Genomic DNA, 16,742 nt, shown 5'->3' on the forward strand with positions numbered 1-16,742 from the left:
CCAAGGGCAGATAGATGAAAAGACGTAATTTTCTGCAGGGCTCGGCCCTGTTCGGTTGTGGCCTGCTGCTGAACGCGGCCCGGGCATCCGCGGCAGACTCGCGGCCTTTGCTGGAACAGGGCATTCAGATTGGTGATGTACTGAGTGATAGCGCCATCGTCTGGGGGCGCAGCGACCGCCCGGCGCGGATGTGGGTTGAGTGGGCCAGCCGTGAAGACTTTTCCAACGCTGTGGCCGTACGGGGCCCCTGGGCGCTGCCCCAGGGGGACTTTACCAGCCAGGTCGAACTGGTTGGCCTGCCCGCCGGGGAACGCATCTTTGTGCGCCTGGGCTACCGCGATGCTGAAGACCACACTATGTCTGACTGGGTCAACGGCAGCTTCATGACGGCACCGCTGCTGGCAGCACCGGTGCGTTTTCTCTGGTCCGGCGATACGGCGGGGCAGGGGTTTGGCATTAATCCCGAATTTGGCGGCATGAAAATCTACCGCACCATGGCGGATCAGGCGCCGGACTTCTTTGTTCACAGCGGCGATACCATCTATGCCGACGGCCCAATCCCTGAGTCGATTGAGGTGGAAGACGGCAAGCTGTGGAAGAATCTGGTGACGCCGGAAGTCAGCAAGGTGGCTGAAACCCTGAATGAGTTCCGTGGCCGCTACCGTTACAACCTGCTGGACGAAAACGTGCGCCACTTCAACAGTCAGGTTGCCCAGCTGTGGCAGTGGGATGATCACGAGGTCGTGAACAACTATTCGGCCGCCAAGGATCTGTCGGGCGATGAGCGCTATCAGGTCAAGAGTGTGGGCCTGCTGCAGGCACGGGCCAGCCGCGCCTTTTTCGATTACGCACCGCTGCGCCAGACCGGCCCCCAGGGCAGTGATCGTATCTACCGGGCGTTGCCCTTTGGTCCGTTGCTCGACCGCTTCATGCTGGATCTGCGCTCCTACCGGGGCCGCAACAGCGCCAACATGCAGGTGGCCGCGGGTGCCGATACGGTTTTGCTGGGGCAGGATCAGCTGCAATGGCTGCTGGACGAACTGAAAGCCTCAAAGGCGACCTGGAAAGCGGTGTTCTGTGACATGCCCCTGGGCTTGCAGGTGGCGGACGGCGACAACTGGGAAGCCGTGGCCAACGGCGACAACGGTGAAGCCCGCGGCCGCGAGCTGGAAATCGCCTGGTTGCTGAAGGAGATCAAGGCCGCCGGTATCGAAAACGTGGTCTGGTTTACCGCCGATGTACATTACACGGCCGCGCACTACTATGATCCTGCCAAGGCGCGCCAGAATGACTTCTCGCCGTTCTGGGAGTTTGTATCCGGGCCACTAAATGCCGGTTCCTTCGGGCCCAACGCCCAGGACGATACCTTCGGTTTGCAGGTGAAATACCAGAAAGCACCGGAAAAGCCCAATATGTCGCCCTTTGCCGGGCTGCAGTTTTTCGGCCAGGTCGATATAGACCCCAAGAGCCGCGCCATGACCGTGACCCTGAAGGACCTTGAGAACAAGTCGCTCTTTACCCAGGTACTGATACCGGCCTGAAGCTTGAAGCCTTAAGCCTTAAGTGAAAGACGCGAAAGACGGCCCCGGTTCATCCCCGGGGCCGTTACTGTCTCGAGGGCGTCGCGCCCGGCTGGCCGGTCCGGCGCCGGCTCTTGTCCGCACACTGGTCCGTTATGTCTGCCGTGTCTTTCGGTGTGCAAAATGCGCTTGTCCGTAGCGATATCCTGATACACTATCGCGTCATTCCGTGCACAAACTGTTACGCATATTGAGAGATTTATGGACGAAAACACGCGCAAAGGTGTGATTTACGCACTCACGGCCTATACGCTCTGGGCCATAGCGCCGGTCTATTTCAAGCAGATGCAGCATATAGCCGCCCCCGAGATACTGGCGCACCGTATTGTCTGGTCCTTTGTGCTCACGCTGGGGCTTATTGCGCTGTTTAACAAGCGTGACTTGCTGATAGCAACCCTGCGCAACGGCCGTGCGCGCTGGGCGCTGCTGGCATCCACCACCCTGATTGCGCTGAACTGGGGGGTGTTTATCTGGGCGGTGAACAACAACTACATGCTCAGCGCGAGCCTGGGGTATTACATTAACCCGCTGATCAACATTCTGCTGGGCATGCTGTTTTTCCGTGAGCGGCTGGACCGGGTGAGCACTCTGGCAGCGGGGCTGTGCGTCGCCGCCGTGGTCTTCGAGCTGGTGCAGTTTGGCAGTCTGCCCTGGATTGCACTGGTGCTGGCCTGCAGCTTTGCCTTCTATGGCCTGGTGCGCAAGAAGCTGGGCGTCGACAGTTTCACCGGCATGGCGCTGGAAACCGGCTTGCTGCTGCCGGTGGCCATGGGCTATCTGCTGTTCACGACCAGCCCCACCTCGGATCTGACGGCCAACCCTGCCTGGACCAACCTGTTGCTGTTTGCCGCCGGCCCCATCACCATGGTGCCGCTGATGTGCTTTGCGGCGGCGGCCAATCGTATCAGTCTCACGGCGCTGGGATTTTTCCAGTACATAGGCCCCACGGGCATGTTCCTGCTGGCGGTGTTTGTCTACGATGAACCTCTGAGCCCGGAAAAGCTGGTGACCTTTGGCCTGATCTGGACGGCGCTGGCCATCCTGACGTTCGACTCGCTGTACAAACTGCGCCGCCGGCGACTGATCGCGCCGACCTGAGTCTGGCTATCGTCAGCAGCTTTGTGGGCGCTGCAAGGCATCGAAACAGTGGCTATCCTTCTAGGCGTTCCAGGTCAGTTCCGGCAGTTTGTCCAGGGAACCAAGTGTTGCCAGCGGGCTGGACTTCAGCCAGTCCTGGAGTTTGCGGGCAAGGTCCGGATTGCCCAGGACCTTGATATCACCTTTCTTGACGGCGTCATTGAAACTGTATTCGCAGATCCAGACGGCAGTCATGGTTTTCAGGGAACACTTGATCAGGCAGTCAACCTCGTAGCCGTTATCGGTCAGGCAGAGATCAATTTCATTGTTTTCGCACACCAGCCACCAATGACGTGCGCCTTCTGGTGCATCGCTGTATTCAAACTCGATCACTATTCGGTGGGCGGGGAAAACTGCGGAATCCACGGTGCGGCGCATATCCCACATGAGCAGGCCGGCATCCAGATCCTCGCTCTCCAGACTGGAGCGACTCCAGCGATGTCCCCAGACGCCAAGCAGTTCAATAATGGGGCGCAACTCCAGCCCTGCCGCGGTCAGGCTGTAGTCATGGTCGCCCTTTTGCCCATCCATTTTTATGATTCCGGCTTTCAGCATGGTCTTGAGACGTGCCGAGAGTAAAGTCGGTGACATAAGCGGAACACCTTTTTGCAGCTCACTGAAACGCGAGCTGCCGGCGAGTAACTCACGGGCAATCAGCAAGGTCCAGCGTTCACACAGCAGCTGGGTGGCCTGGGCTAACGGACAAAACTGGCCATAGGATTTCATGCTTTTTGCTCCATTTTTTTCATTCTGTGCGGCTGTTTAATGCCCGCTACAGATTCTGTAGTACTTGAGCGGCATGACCGGTGCTAGGCTTGAGCAATATAGCATTTAATAGTAATCCGGCGTGTTAATGGATGACGCCGGGATGCGTCATCATTGGCCGCAGGTCAATGCGAAGCCCGCAAAAAACGGGCGCTTGTCTGCGTATAGGCGCCAGTTATTGTGAAAATCTCGGACAGTTCCTTAGGGAAAACGATCTGTCCACCCGGTTTTATAGTGGCCCCTAGGAGGCTGTCCGAGAATGCTGGCCGTCGCGAGAGCCGGCTGATTTGAGCGGGTTTTTGTGCTTTTTAAAGGCGAATAGTGGTTCTATTTAACGCAAAACAGCACAAAAAACAGCCAAATTCAGGTGGTTCGCAGTAGGTTGAGTATTGTCGGGCAGTCTCCTGGCTTAACGGAGCAGCAATATGAGCGATCTACTTTTTGACAGATTAGGTGGCATAGAAGGCGCAACCCGAATAGCCCATGATCTCGTTGATAATCATTTGAATAATAAGACTATTTCGACCAGATTTACTGATTCTGATATTCCTGCGCTGAAAAATGCCGCAGCCACTTTTCTGATTGCCGGTACCGGCGGGCCTGATGTCTATAAGGGGAAAGACATGCTGGCGGCCCACAAGGGCATGAATATATCCGCGCTGGAGTTCATGGCGGTGCTGGATGATGCACTGGAGGCGCTTGAAAAAAATAATGTCGGCCAGCCCGAGCAGGCAGAAGTGCTGTTCGCGCTTTACAGCATGCGCTCCCAGGTTGTGCTCGTTTGACCGCCCAGGCAAGCACCCGGTTGGCAGATCACAGCCGAGGCACCTGCTAGCAGCCTGTCGGGCTTGGCCGGTCGTAGCGAGGGAACGTCCGTTTTGAGGCAGTTTTTGAGCTCTTTTGAGGCGAATAGTGGTTCTATTTAACACTTGGAACGAAGTGGAAAGAACCGCTTTAGCGGGGTCGCAGACCGAGGAGCCTGCGACGAGTAAAAAAGAGCGCGAAAAATGACCAAAATCGGCTTTTCCGCAGTAGATCAGTGTTAAGTCCGACAGGCTGCTAAAACGCAGGTTTCAGGCCCAGGCTGCCCATGGCCTTGCCATGCATTGAGACGAAAAAGCCCGCGCTCCTTCTGGAGCGCGGGCTTTTTTACAGCCGGCTGATTGCTACTTAGCAGTCAGTAATCACCACTCAGAGTGCTTCGATCTTGGCGTACTGTTCGCTCAGCTTGTCAAAGGCGGACTGGGACTCGGCGATTTTTTCGCGTTCTTTGGCTACGACTTCATCCGGCGCGTTGGCGACGAATTTGGCGTTGGACAGCTTGCCTTCAACCCGCTTGATTTCGCCCTGCAGGCGGTCGAGTTCCTTCTGCAGACGGGTGAGTTCCGCGTCCTTGTCGATCAGGCCGGCCATGGGTACCAGCACTTCCATTTCGCCGACCAGCGCGGTGGCAGCCATGGGCACGTCGTCGCCGGGGTTGAGCCAGGTGACACCGCTGAGCTTGGCCAGCTTCTTCAGGAAGGAGGCGTTGTCGGACAGGCGGCGCTGGTCTTCGCTGCTGCCGTTGGTGAAGAGGACGTCCAGGTCTTTGGACGGCGGAATCTTCATTTCGCCGCGGATGTTGCGGATGCCGGTGATCACGCCCTGCAGCCATTCGATATCGGCTTCGGCCTGGGTGTCGATCTTGGCGTCTTCAGCCACCGGGTAGGGCTGCAGCATGATGGTGTCGCCTTCGGTGCCGGCCAGGGTCTTGATGGACTGCCAGATTTCCTCGGTGATGTAGGGCATCAGCGGGTGCGCCAGGCGCAGCACGGCTTCGAGTACGCGCACCAGGGTGCGGCGGGTGCCGCGCTTGCGCTTGTCTATATCGCTCGTCGCTCCCGGCGTCCCGCCTCCCGCGACGTTAGCACCTCCCTGTGCGTCATCCTCCCACAGCACGGGCTTGGACAGTTCCAGATACCAGTCACAGTACTGGTTCCAGATGAAGTCGTAGATCGTCTGGGCGGCCAGGTCGAAACGGTAGTCGTCCAGCTGCCGGGTGACCGTGGCTTCGGTGCGCTGCAGCGCGCTGATAATCCAGCGATCGGCCAGCGACAGCTCGACGGCATTGCCCGTCTGACCGCAGTCCTGCTCTTCGGTGTTCATCAGCACGTAGCGGGCCGCGTTCCAGATCTTGTTGCAGAAGTTGCGATAGCCTTCGAGGCGCTTCATGTCCCAGTTGATGTCACGGCCGGTGGACGCCAGTGCCGCCAGGGTGAAGCGCAGGGCGTCGGTGCCGTGGGCGGAGATGCCTTCGGGGAACTGCTTTTCGGTGCGCTTGCCGATTTTCTCGGCCTGCTGAGGCTGCATCAGGTTGCCGCAGCGCTTTTCCAGCAGCTCGGGCAGGCCGATGCCGTCGATCATGTCCAGCGGGTCCAGCACGTTGCCCTTGGACTTGGACATCTTGTCGCCGCTCTCGTCGCGGATCAGGCCCGTGACGTAAACGGTCTTGAACGGCACCTGGGGCTTGCCGTCCTCATCTTTCATGAAGTGCATGGTCATCATGATCATGCGCGCCACCCAGAAGAAAATGATGTCGAAACCCGTCACCAGGGTGTCGGTGGGGTGGAAGGTCTTGAGGCGTTCGGTGGCCTCGGGCCAGCCCAGGGTGCCGAAGGTCCAGAGCGCGGAGCTGAACCAGGTGTCCAGCACGTCGTCGTCCTGGCGCAGCACGAGTTCCAGGTCCAGGTTGTACTTTTCCCGTGCCGCCGCGGCGGAGGTGGCCACATAGACATTGCCGGCATTGTCGTACCAGGCCGGAATGCGGTGGCCCCACCACAGCTGGCGCGAAATGCACCAGTCCTGAATGTCGCGCATCCAGGAGAAGTACATGTTTTCGTACTGCTTGGGCACGAACTTGATGTCGCCGTTTTCCACCGCCTCGATGGCGGGCTTGGCCAGGGTCTTGGCATCGCAGAACCACTGGTCGGTGAGCATGGGCTCGATGACCACGCCGCCACGGTCGCCGTAGGGCACGGTCATGGCGTTCTCTTCGATCTTTTCCAGCAGCCCCAGGGCTTCAAAGTCGTCGACGACGCTTCGGCGAGCCGCAAAGCGCTCCATGCCGTGGTATTTTTCGGGCAGGGTCGGGTCGATGTCGTCGTTGACGCTGCCGTCTGCATTGAACACCTGGGCCTGGTCGCGGATATCGGCGTTGAGGGTCAGGATATTGATCAGCGGCAGCTTCTGGCGCTTGCCGACCTCGTTGTCGTTGAAGTCGTGGGCCGGGGTGATCTTGACGCAGCCGGTGCCTTTTTCCATGTTGGCGTAGTCGTCGGCAACGATGGGGATACGGCGCCTCACCAGCGGCAGCTCAACGAACTTGCCGATCAGCGCCTGGTAACGCTCGTCTGCCGGGTTTACCGCCACGCCACTGTCGCCGAGCATGGTTTCGGGGCGGGTGGTGCCCACCACTATGTAGTTCTTGCCATCCAGGGTGGTGGCGCCGTCGGCCAGCGGGTAGCGCAGGTACCACATCTTGCCCTTGATCTCGCGGTTCTCGACTTCAAGATCGGAGATGGCGGTATGCAGTTTGGGGTCCCAGTTGACCAGGCGCTTGCCGCGATAGATCAGCTTGTCGTCGTACAGGCGGATAAAGACTTCCTGCACGGCGTGGTAAAAGCCGGAATCCATGGTGAAGCGCTCGGTCGGCCAGTCGACCGAGTTGCCCAGGCGACGCATCTGTTCGGTAATGGTGCCACCGGACTGCTCTTTCCATTCCCACACTTTTTCGATAAAGGGTTCACGGCCCAGGTCGTAACGGCTTTCGCCGGTTTCGGCCGCCAGCTTGCGCTCCACCACCATCTGGGTGGCGATGCCGGCATGGTCGGTGCCCACCTGCCACAGGGTGTTGCGACCCTGCATGCGACGGTAGCGGGTCAGCGCATCCATGATGGTGTGCTGGAAGGCATGGCCCATGTGCAGGCTGCCGGTGACGTTGGGCGGCGGAATCATGATGCTGTAGGCATCACCCTGGCCGGAAGGCGCGAAGTAGTTGCGCTCTTCCCAGGTCTTGTACCAGGATTTTTCGATTTCGTGCGGCTGGTAAGTCTTGTCCATTACGATTGGCGTCTCTGGAATTCTTGGGAGTCGCTGGATCCGGTTCGCAACCGGGTCAGGCTCGCTGGCATCTGAAAGAATCGGCCGATTATACCCGCTGACCCCGGATCAAGGTAGGGCGTATCGGCGATCCCCGGCACAAGCGGTGATCGCGGCCTGGCGCTATTCCTGCTGCAGTGCATCAACCGGGTTCAGCCCGGCGGCGCGCCAGGCCGGGGATACGCCGGCCAGCAATCCGACGACGGCTGCGAGCAGCAGAGCCAGCAGCAGGTAAAAGGGACTCAGGCTGATCGGCAGGGCGGGAATGGCCAGCGCCAGCACGCCCAGCAGCAGGGCCATGAGCAAGAGTCCGAACAGGCCGCCGGCCAGGGCCAGCAGCAGTGCTTCGGACAGAAACAGCAGCAGAATCTGTCGCCTTGTTGCCCCGAGCGCACGCAGCAGGCCAATCTCGGCGGTGCGCTCCTGTACCGTGGTGACCATGATGGTGACGATGCCGATGGCGCCCACCAGCAGCGAGATGCCACCCAGTGCCCCGACCGCCACGGTCAGCAGACTCAGAATGCGGTTCAGGCTGCTAAGCATTTCATCCTGGGTGGTGAGGCTGAAGTCCTCCACCCCGTGGCGCTGTATCAGACGCTGGCGGATGCGCTCGGCCACCTGCTGGGCGCTGGAGCCGGCACGGTAGGTGATATCGATCTCCATCAGGCCGGGGCGATTGAACAGCGACAGGGCGCGGTCGATCGGGATATAGACGATATCGTCGAGGTCGAAACCGAGCATTTGCCCCTTGCTGGCCATGACGCCGACCACCCGATAGCGTTCGCCGCCGACCCGGATAAAGCGACCGAGCGCACCGGCATCGCCGAACAGTTCGCGTTTTACCCTGGACCCGAGCACGGCCAGCGGCTGGGAGTTGCCACTGATGACCGGCAGGAAGTGACCCTGGGCGATGCCAAAACGCCAGGCCGCGGCCATTTCGCCATTGCCGCCGATGATATCGGTGTGACGCACGCGCCGGCCAAACTCGATCGCGCCGCTGCCCTGTACCACGGGTACGACCCGCTCGACGAACGGCAGCGAGCGCAGGCTGTCGGCATCGTCCAGCGACAGCGGCCTTGTACTGGAGAGCAGGCCGCCGATACCGCCTGTCTGGGTTTTGCCCGGGTTGACGGCGACGATGCGACTGCCGAACTGGGAAAAATTATCCAGTACATAGAGCTGCAGGCCGGCGCCAAGGGTCGTCAGCAGGCTGACGGCGGCGATCCCCACGGCAATGCCCAGGATGGTTAAAAAACTGCGCAGCCGGGCGGTCAGCAGGGCCCGGGTGACCAGGCGCAGGACATCGGCCGTGCGCATCAGCGTGCCAGGCCCTGCAGTGCCAGCACCGGCGGCATGCGCGCAGCACGCGACGCCGGTAACCAGGCGAATACCAGGGCCGTTGCAATGGCGATACCCAGGGCCGCGCCCAGGGCCCAGATCGACACCACAAAGGGCAGCAGCGGAAAGAACCAGTGGCCCAGCGCAAGCAGGCCATAGCCCGTGACAGCGCCGAGCACCGAACCGACCAGGGCCAGCTGCAGGGCTTCGCTGATAAACAGCAGTCGCACGGTGCGGGCGCTGGCGCCCAGCGCCTTGAGCAGGCCAATTTCGCGGGTACGCTGGCTGACGCTGATCAGGGTGATGTTCATGATCAGAATGCCGGCCACCAGCAGGCTGATGGCGGCGATGGCCCCGACGCCCAGCGTCAGCAGCTGCAGAATGTCATCGAAGGCGCCGAGCAGGGCATCCTGGGTGATCAGAGTGACATCCCGCTCGCCGCCGTGGCGCTGCTGCATCAACGCCTGAATATCGTTGCGCGCCTGGGGCATCGGGCTGCCGGGCCGGATCTGCAGAAAAACGCGGAACATGCCCTGGGTATTGAAGATCTGCTGCGCGGCGGCAACCGGAATCAGGATGCCATCGCTCAGGTCCAGTCCCAGGGATTCGCCGCGATCATCCAGAATGCCGATCACCCGAAAACGCCGGTCACCGATGCGCAGCCAGGCGCCCAGGGCCTTCTGGTGGCCAAAGAGCTCGCGGCGGGTGTTTGACCCGATGACGGCGACAGGTTCCGCCCGCTGCAGCGGTATCACCGGCAGCGCCTGACCCTGCCTGACCACCAGCTCGCGCAGGCGGAAAAAGACCGCACTGGTCCCCACCGTCAGCAGCTCGCGGCTGCGTCCGCCGACGTGGGTCTGGGCATTGCCGACGATCAGCGGCGCGACACGCTGCACCGAACCGAGGCGTTCCAGCGCTAGCGCATCCTCGAGGGTAATATCACGGGTACCTTCGCCGGTCAGCGGCGGGATGCCGCCGCTGGTTTCTTTGCGCCCAGGCAGCATGATCAGTACGTCGCTGCCCAGCAGCGAGAATTCGTTCAGCACGAACTGGCGTGCGCCCTCGCCAAGTCCGGTCAGCAGCAGCACGGCGGCAACGCCCACCGCCATGGCCAGCAGGCTCATCAGCGTTCTGAAGCGCTGGCGCAGGAGCAGACGCAGATTGAACTGCAGCAGGTCAGCGGTGCGCATGGCGGCTATCCGCTGAAGGGGGCTGGGTGGCGCCGCTGTCGTCGATAATCCGCCCGTCCTCCATGCGCAGACGGCGCGCGGCACGTTGTCCGATGGCGGGATCATGGGTGACAACCAGCAGGGTGATGCCCTGGTTGTTGAGTTCCTCGAGCAAGGCTATGACCTCGGCACCGGAGTGACTGTCGAGGTTGCCGGTCGGCTCGTCGGCCAGCAATAGCGCGGGCTTGCGGATCACGGCCCGGGCGATGGCGACGCGCTGGCGCTGGCCGCCCGACAGCTGACGCGGCAGGTGGCTGGCGCGGCTGTCGAGATCCAGGCGCTTGATGATCTGGTCGACCATCGGTCGGCGTTCGGCGGGCGCCATGCCGGCGAGTACCAGCGGCAGTTCAATATTTTCCCGTGCGCTGAGGCGCTCAAGCAGGTGATAGGCCTGAAACACGAAGCCAATGCGGCGGTTGCGCTCGGCGGCGCGGGCCTCTTCGTTGAGCGCGTTCATCTCCCGCCCGGCCAGGAAGTAGCGGCCACTGTCGGGTGTGTCGAGCAGCCCGATCATGTTCAGCAGGGTCGACTTGCCGGAGCCGGACGGCCCCATGACCGACAGGTATTCGCCGGCCTCGATAGCCAGATCCACCTGATCCAGCGCCTTTACCGGCTGATCCCCCAGCTGATAGGTCTTGCTCAGATCCACGAGGCGGATCATTCGGGGATGACCTCTGCGCCGTCGCCCACCCCCTCGCGATCTAGGCTCTGCAGGATACGTTGTCCGGGTTCGAGGCCATCCGTCACCTCGGTCCAGTTCCAGTTGGACAGTCCCGGCGTTACCTTTTGCTCGACCAGGGTCCCGCTCTGGGGGTCATACCGCAGTACCCGGTTGCCATCGAGCAGGGTTTCGGTGGGGATGCGCGTGGCCAGGGCGTGCTGATCCAGGATGATTTCAACATCGGCGCTATAGCCCACCAGAAGGTTGGCGTTTTCGGGCACCGGGGCAAAGAGCACGTCGATATCCACGGTGCGGGCCTGCTTCTCGACTTCTGTCACGAAGGCCGCGATGCGGCTTATCCGGCCCGGGAATACCTGGTCGCGAAAGGCATCCAGCGAGATGCGGGCAGGCTGGCCGACGGACAGGCGGGCCGCCTCGATTTCATCGATGGGGGCTCGTACATAGAGACAGCTGTCGTCGATAAGGTCCACGGCCGGCGGTGTTGGAATACCGGGTGGGGAGGGCGTCACGAACTCGCCGGGCTCGCCATTGATCTGGGCCACGATGCCGGCGAAGGGGGCCCGCAGGCGGGTTTCGTCCAGCATGATCTGTTGCAGGCGCAGGGCGGCGCTGGCCTGGTCGGTGGTTGCGCTGGCCTGGTCACAGCTGAGTTTGCCAAGGTGTGCTTCGGTTTCGCGCTGATCAAGCAGTTCGGCTGATGCCAGCTTGCGCTGGGCCAGAGGCTGGGTGCGCAGGTATTCCCGGTTCGCCAGTGCTGCATTATCGCAGCTGCGCTGCTGCTCGACCTGCCGGGCCCGCAGTGTGGCGCTGGCCTGTTGAACCCGAACATCGAGATCCTGATGCCAGAGTTCCAGCAGCACCTGACCGGCCTTGACCCTGTCCCCCTCGCTGACCAGCAGCCGTTCGACGCGTCCACCCTGGGGCATGGACAGGCGCGAGCGCCGACAGGCCCGAATGGTGCCAGCTCGGCTGTTGGCGGCGATCAGTTCCACCGTGCCGCGCTCGACATCAAACAGCGCCACGGGCACGGGATCTTCGCGCTGATACCAATAGATGCCTGCGGCAATAAGCAGCAGCAGCGGTATCAGCAGCAGGCTTTTCTTCATCGTGATCCGACACTCCTGTTGATTGCCTCTCAGTATAGGGAGGCTTCAATCAAAGCAGGGAATTGGGTGAAGTTCGTTGATGTGGGGCAGGGAATGGGTGCGGTTGGGTGTGGGAGCCCGGTCCCCGGGCGAATTGTCTGGGCGGTTTGAAGAGGACCTTTGGGCTATTCGCTCACAGAGTGAGCTCCCACAAGGGTCTCGATGGGTTAGGAGGCTGTCCGAGAATGCTGGCCGTAGCGAGAGCCGGCTGATTTGAGCGGGTTTTTGCGGTGTTTTAAGGCGAATAGTGGTTCTATTTAACGAAAAACAGCACAAAAAACAGCCAAACTCAGGTGGCTCGCAGTAGGTTGAGTGTTGTCGGATAGCCTCCTGGTGGCGTGCCGCTATCCCCGCATATCGGTGCGGTGCAGTTCCAGTCCGTTTTGCTGGCACAGACGGTAGTTGCTGCGGCTGGCCTCGAGTATGGCATCGTCCTGTACCACGATTTCAACGATACGCTTGAACTGCAGCGCCTCGGCGGGAAGCTCCAGCCCAAGGTTAACGTAGACATCGCGGTGCGCGGGCAGCTCAGGGCCCCAGCCGATGGTGATCGGTGCCTCGGGCGTTACGCCCTGCAGGGCATGGGGCACGAAGCTGTCCGGGCGCCAGGACCACAGCTGTGCGTCGAGCCGGGCTGCGCGGATTTCATCCGGCACCTGCACAAACACCTGCAGCCCGAGGCCGAGAATTTTCTCGCTCAGGCGGCAGAAAAACTGCTGGCGGCTGTCCTCGTCGGACGCCGCCAGTATGTAGAAGTCAGCGCGGTTTTTAGTGCTCATGCTCGCTGTCTTCGATCTGGTCCAGCAGGTACTGGCTCAGTAGCGGTACGCAGCGCCCGGTGGCGCCCTTGTCCTTGCCCTTGCTGTTCCAGGCCACGCCGGCGATATCCAGGTGAGCCCAACGCAGCTTCTTGGTGAAGCGGGACAGGAAGCAGGCTGCGGTAATAGTGCCGCCCGCGGGGCCCCCGATGTTGGCAATATCGGCGAAGTTGGAGTCCAGCTGTTCCTGGTACTCGTCCCACAGCGGCAGGCGCCAGGCGCGGTCGGCAGCGAATTCGCCGGCTTCCAGCAGTTCGTTGGCCAGGGCGTCGTCATTGGCCAGCAGACCCGAGGCGTGGTTGCCCAGAGCGACGATACAGGCGCCGGTGAGGGTGGCGATATCCACCACGGTTTTGGGCTTGAAACGCTCGGAGTAGGTCAGGGCGTCGCACAGCACCAGGCGGCCTTCGGCATCGGTATTGAGGACTTCAACGGTCTGGCCCGACATGGTGGTGATGACGTCACCCGGCTTGGTGGCCCGGCCGCTGGGCATGTTCTCGGCCGCGGCGATGATGCCGACCACGTTGATCGGCAGCGCCATTTCGGCCACTGCGTTCATGGTGCCGAGCACGCTGGCGGCACCGCACATGTCGAACTTCATTTCATCCATGCCGGCGCCGCCCTTCAGACTGATGCCGCCGGTATCGAAGGTAATGCCCTTGCCTACCAGGGCGTAGGGCTGGGCATCGGCATCGGAGGCCCCCTTGTATTCCATCACGATCAGCTTGGAGGGCTGGTCACTGCCATGGCCGACCGACAGCAGTGAGTGCATGCCGAGCTTTTCCATTTCGGATTCGTCCAGCACGCTCGTACTGATGCGGTCGTATTCGTTGCCCAGCTGGATCGCCTGCTGAGCCAGGTAGGTGGGGGTGCAAATGTTGCCGGGCAGGTTGCCGACATCCCGCGCCACTGATACGCCGTTGGCAATGGCAACGCCATCCACCAGGGCATGCTCGCCGGTTTCGACATCGTCGTCGGCCAGCAGAATATGCAGCTGTGCCAGCTGCAGCGGATCGGCCTTCTTGCTCTTGGTTTCGTCGTACTGATAGAGCTCGGCGGTGCCCCACTCAACCAGCTGGCGGGTCTGGCGGTACAGATCGTTCTGCTGAGTGGCGGGCACGTCCAGTGCGAAGGTCACGCTGGTGGCACGGATGCTCTTGATGCTGGCAAAGGCGGCCTTGACCAGCTTGCGGTAGCTGCCTTCGCTGCGCTCATCGCTCTTGCCCAGACCCAGCAGCAGGACGCGCTTGGCGGCAACGCCCGGGACGCGCTGCAGCAGCAGGCATTCAGCCAGTTTCCCCTGGATGTCGCCACCGCCAAGGATGTCGCTCAGGTAGCCGTTACTGGCGCCGTCCAGACTGGCCGCCGCGGGGGTCAGGATGTTGTCGGCTTCGACGCCGACGATCAGCAGTTCCGTTTCCAGCGCCGCGATGGCGCCGCTTACAATCTCGAAATCCATGATGGCTCCAAACAAGACTTTAAAGTCGTATTTATGGATAATGCCGCAGCACTCCAAAGTGCATTGCACTATAAACTATTTAAAACTATTTGAATTCATTGAACTTAGGATGCGCTGAGTTATTCACAGATGGCGTCCGCCATGCAACGGGGTTCGCCGCGTCTGCTCGCGCGACCCACAGGCCGTGCCGGGCCCTGCGAATACGCAGTGTTTCCTCTGACCAACAGGGTAAAGCGTCTTGATCGTTTTCCGATACCTGACCCGCGAAGTACTGATCAGCACCGCTGCGGTAAGCACAATTCTGCTGATGATCATCGTAAGTGGGCGCTTTATCAAGTACCTCGGTGATGCGGCGGCGGGCAAGCTTGCGCCCGAGCTGCTGAGTCAGATGCTGCTCTATCGGCTGCCGGGATTTCTGGAGCTAATTCTGCCGCTGGGGCTTTTTCTGGGCGTGCTGCTGGCCTTCGGACGTCTCTATCTGGAAAGCGAAATGATGGTGCTGCGGGCCTGCGGTATAAGCCAGAAGCGGCTGGTGCTTTACGCCCTGGGCCCGGCTGCGCTGGTGGCGCTGGTGGTGGGGCTGCTGAGCATGCAGTTGTCGCCCCTGGGGGCACAGCGCACGGCGAACCTGTACCTGCAACAGGACAATATCAATGCTTTCGATACCCTGGTGCCGGGACGGTTTCAGCCGTTGCCGGGAGGAAACCGCGTGACCTACACCGAATCGCTGGATGCGGCGGCCGGTGGGCTGGAGCGGCTGTTTATTTCCGACAGTACCCAGGGCGGTGCGCCTGTGGTGGTGCTGGCGGAACGGGGCTATCGCTACGATACCCAGGATAACGGCCGCTTCCTGGTATTGCAGGATGGTGTGCGCTACGAAGGCGTGCCGGGGGAAGCCAACTACCGTCGTATCGAATATGGCGAGTATGGTGTACGTCTGCCGGATGCCGCGGCAGAGCTGCAGCAGTCCGAGCTTGAGGCGATGCCGACCCTGGCACTGCTGGCCGATGGCAGCAACGCGGCCCTGGCCCAGTTTCACTGGCGCCTCTCCTTGCCGGTGCTGGCGTTGGTGGTGACGCTGCTGGCCGTGCCCATGAGCCGCACCAACCCGCGTCAGGGGCGCTTTGCCAAGCTGATCCCCTCCATTTTGCTCTACCTGCTTTATCTGACGCTGCTGGGCGCGGCCCGCAGTGCGGTGGAGGATGGCAAAGCACCCGGGTTAAGCCTGTGGCTGGTGCATGGCGGCTTTCTTGCGCTGGCGCTGAATCTGATTTTCGCCGAACAGTTCTGGGAGCGGGTCGGCCAGCGCTTGCCGAGTCTGCTGAGTCTTAAGCGGGGACGCGCATGAGAAAGCTCGACTGGTATATCGCTCAGCACGTCCTGGGCGCCATTATGGTGGTGATGCTGGTAGTGGTGGGGCTGGACCTGCTGTTCTCGCTGGTGGATGAGCTGGATTCCTTTAACGATCGCTACGGCTTGCTGGAAGCGCTGTTCTATCTGGGCATGACGACGCCGCGCCGCATCTATGAATTTCTGCCGCTGAGCTGTCTGGTGGGCTGCCTGATCGGGCTTGGCATGCTTGCCTCCCACAGCGAGCTGACCGTGATGCGTGCCTCGGGCGTGTCTACCGGGCGTATTGTCGGTGCGGTGCTGAAGCCGGTGCTGGTGCTGGTGCTGGCGGCGCTGGTGCTGGGGGAATACGTGGTGCCCAAGACCGAGCAGATAGCCCAGAGCCGCAGGGCCCTGGTGCAGTCCGGTGGCGAGGCGCTGCAGTCGCGCTATGGTGTCTGGCACCGAGAAGGTGACAGCTTCATTCATATCAACGCCGTGCAGCCAGATGGCGTCATTTTCGGCGTCACCCGCTACAAGCTGAATGGCGAACGGGATCTGGCCTCGGCGAGCTATGCCCATCGTGGCGAATTCGTGAACAACGCCTGGCAGCTCGAAGACATCCGTGAAACCCGCTTTCTGGGGGATCATACCGAGGTGCTGGAGCGTCCGAACGAAGTCTGGAAGTCCGGCCTGACGCCAACCCTGCTGTCGGTCATAGTGGTGGAGCCGGTGGATCTGTCGATTACCGGCCTGAGTGAATTCTCGGCCTACCTGAGCGAGCAGGGTCTTAGCAGTGTGGATTATCAGTTGGCGTTCTGGGGCAAGCTGCTGCAGCCGCTGGCGATACTGGCGCTGGTATTGATCGGCATTTCGTTTATCTTCGGGCCGCTGCGCAGTGTGACGGTGGGGCAGCGCCTGATTGTGGGTATTCTGGTGGGTCTGACCTTCAAGTTCGCCCAGGATCTGATGGGGCCGGCCAGCAGCGTTTATGGCTTCGCCCCCTGGCTGGCGGTACTGGCGCCCATTCTGGTGTGTCTGGCGCTGGGCGGATGGATGCTGCAGCGGGCGAAATAGCAGCTAAAAGGAGCAAGGGGAAAGGTTAAAAATACCCCTTGCTCGC

General features: G+C 61.2%; 13 protein-coding genes. 5 read left to right on the top strand and 8 right to left on the bottom strand.

Annotation, left to right across the window (positions count from 1 at the left end; translation table 11 throughout):
* Positions 1-14: 14 nt before the first annotated feature.
* Both MRS74_RS10790 and rarD read left to right on the top strand, forming a co-directional pair.
* The gene (locus MRS74_RS10790; RefSeq protein WP_254580296.1) at positions 15-1,541 is read left to right on the top strand and encodes an alkaline phosphatase D family protein; all 1,527 of its coding nucleotides are present in this window, start codon (positions 15-17) and stop codon (positions 1,539-1,541) included.
* Between the two features lie 240 nt (positions 1,542-1,781).
* Entirely contained in the window at positions 1,782-2,678 is an 897-nt protein-coding gene (rarD, locus tag MRS74_RS10795; RefSeq protein ID WP_254580297.1) for an EamA family transporter RarD, read from the top strand.
* 60 nt (positions 2,679-2,738) lie between these two features.
* Here the strand turns inward: rarD and MRS74_RS10800 are convergent, their stop codons facing one another.
* Positions 2,739-3,443: a winged helix-turn-helix transcriptional regulator gene (locus MRS74_RS10800; protein WP_254580298.1), complete on the bottom strand. Its 705-nt coding sequence runs from the start codon at positions 3,441-3,443 to the stop codon at positions 2,739-2,741.
* A 464-nt stretch (positions 3,444-3,907) separates the two neighbouring features.
* Here MRS74_RS10800 and MRS74_RS10805 point away from each other — a divergent pair, with 464 nt between their 5' ends.
* Positions 3,908-4,267, top strand: coding sequence for a group I truncated hemoglobin (locus MRS74_RS10805; RefSeq protein ID WP_254580299.1), 360 nt, complete (start codon positions 3,908-3,910; stop codon positions 4,265-4,267).
* A gap of 406 nt (positions 4,268-4,673) precedes the next feature.
* Here MRS74_RS10805 and MRS74_RS10810 read toward each other — a convergent pair whose 3' ends face one another.
* The 7 genes from MRS74_RS10810 to MRS74_RS10840 form a co-directional block, all read right to left on the bottom strand.
* Complete coding sequence (locus tag MRS74_RS10810; protein ID WP_254580300.1) at positions 4,674-7,580, bottom strand: valine--tRNA ligase; 2,907 nt, start codon at positions 7,578-7,580, stop codon at positions 4,674-4,676.
* Between the two features lie 162 nt (positions 7,581-7,742).
* Positions 7,743-8,936: an ABC transporter permease gene (locus MRS74_RS10815; protein WP_254580301.1), complete on the bottom strand. Its 1,194-nt coding sequence runs from the start codon at positions 8,934-8,936 to the stop codon at positions 7,743-7,745.
* Entirely contained in the window at positions 8,936-10,147 is a 1,212-nt protein-coding gene (locus tag MRS74_RS10820) for an ABC transporter permease (RefSeq protein ID WP_254580302.1), read from the bottom strand. Before MRS74_RS10820 ends, MRS74_RS10815 begins: the two co-directional genes overlap by 1 nt.
* Entirely contained in the window at positions 10,134-10,847 is a 714-nt protein-coding gene (locus tag MRS74_RS10825) for an ABC transporter ATP-binding protein (protein WP_254580303.1), read from the bottom strand. The genes MRS74_RS10820 and MRS74_RS10825 overlap by 14 nt, the downstream gene beginning before the upstream one ends.
* A complete protein-coding gene (locus MRS74_RS10830) occupies positions 10,844-11,974 on the bottom strand; it encodes an efflux RND transporter periplasmic adaptor subunit (protein ID WP_254580304.1) in 1,131 nt (376 codons plus the stop codon). Before MRS74_RS10830 ends, MRS74_RS10825 begins: the two co-directional genes overlap by 4 nt.
* Positions 11,975-12,357: 383 nt before the next feature.
* Entirely contained in the window at positions 12,358-12,792 is a 435-nt protein-coding gene (locus tag MRS74_RS10835; RefSeq protein ID WP_254580305.1) for a DNA polymerase III subunit chi, read from the bottom strand.
* A complete protein-coding gene (locus MRS74_RS10840; RefSeq protein WP_254580306.1) occupies positions 12,782-14,290 on the bottom strand; it encodes a leucyl aminopeptidase in 1,509 nt (502 codons plus the stop codon). The genes MRS74_RS10835 and MRS74_RS10840 overlap by 11 nt, the downstream gene beginning before the upstream one ends.
* 238 nt (positions 14,291-14,528) lie before the next feature.
* Here MRS74_RS10840 and lptF point away from each other — a divergent pair, with 238 nt between their 5' ends.
* Together lptF and lptG are read left to right on the top strand one after the other, a co-directional pair.
* Positions 14,529-15,638: an LPS export ABC transporter permease LptF gene (gene lptF, locus MRS74_RS10845; protein ID WP_254580307.1), complete on the top strand. Its 1,110-nt coding sequence runs from the start codon at positions 14,529-14,531 to the stop codon at positions 15,636-15,638.
* Complete coding sequence (lptG, locus tag MRS74_RS10850) at positions 15,635-16,696, top strand: LPS export ABC transporter permease LptG (protein WP_254580308.1); 1,062 nt, start codon at positions 15,635-15,637, stop codon at positions 16,694-16,696. The genes lptF and lptG overlap by 4 nt, the downstream gene beginning before the upstream one ends.
* Positions 16,697-16,742 lie beyond the last annotated feature (46 nt).

Origin of the sequence: Marinobacterium sedimentorum (assembly GCF_024267675.1) — a bacterium.
Lineage (GTDB): Bacteria > Pseudomonadota > Gammaproteobacteria > Pseudomonadales > Balneatricaceae > Marinobacterium_A > Marinobacterium_A sedimentorum.

What these genes read in the sequence shown, in the direction of transcription:
- MRS74_RS10815 (WP_254580301.1), bottom strand. Translation starts at nt 8,936, where the DNA reads ATGCGCACGGCCGATGTCCTGCGCCTGGTCACCCGGGCCCTGCTGACC.
- MRS74_RS10800 (WP_254580298.1), bottom strand. Translation starts at nt 3,443, where the DNA reads ATGAAATCCTATGGCCAGTTTTGTCCGTTAGCCCAGGCCACCCAGCTG.
- MRS74_RS10805 (WP_254580299.1), top strand. Translation starts at nt 3,908, where the DNA reads ATGAGCGATCTACTTTTTGACAGATTAGGTGGCATAGAAGGCGCAACC.
- MRS74_RS10820 (WP_254580302.1), bottom strand. Translation starts at nt 10,147, where the DNA reads ATGCGCACCGCTGACCTGCTGCAGTTCAATCTGCGTCTGCTCCTGCGC.
- MRS74_RS10790 (WP_254580296.1), top strand. Translation starts at nt 15, where the DNA reads ATGAAAAGACGTAATTTTCTGCAGGGCTCGGCCCTGTTCGGTTGTGGC.
- MRS74_RS10840 (WP_254580306.1), bottom strand. Translation starts at nt 14,290, where the DNA reads ATGGATTTCGAGATTGTAAGCGGCGCCATCGCGGCGCTGGAAACGGAA.
- rarD (WP_254580297.1), top strand. Translation starts at nt 1,782, where the DNA reads ATGGACGAAAACACGCGCAAAGGTGTGATTTACGCACTCACGGCCTAT.
- MRS74_RS10825 (WP_254580303.1), bottom strand. Translation starts at nt 10,847, where the DNA reads ATGATCCGCCTCGTGGATCTGAGCAAGACCTATCAGCTGGGGGATCAG.
- MRS74_RS10810 (WP_254580300.1), bottom strand. Translation starts at nt 7,580, where the DNA reads ATGGACAAGACTTACCAGCCGCACGAAATCGAAAAATCCTGGTACAAG.
- lptG (WP_254580308.1), top strand. Translation starts at nt 15,635, where the DNA reads ATGAGAAAGCTCGACTGGTATATCGCTCAGCACGTCCTGGGCGCCATT.
- MRS74_RS10830 (WP_254580304.1), bottom strand. Translation starts at nt 11,974, where the DNA reads ATGAAGAAAAGCCTGCTGCTGATACCGCTGCTGCTGCTTATTGCCGCA.
- MRS74_RS10835 (WP_254580305.1), bottom strand. Translation starts at nt 12,792, where the DNA reads ATGAGCACTAAAAACCGCGCTGACTTCTACATACTGGCGGCGTCCGAC.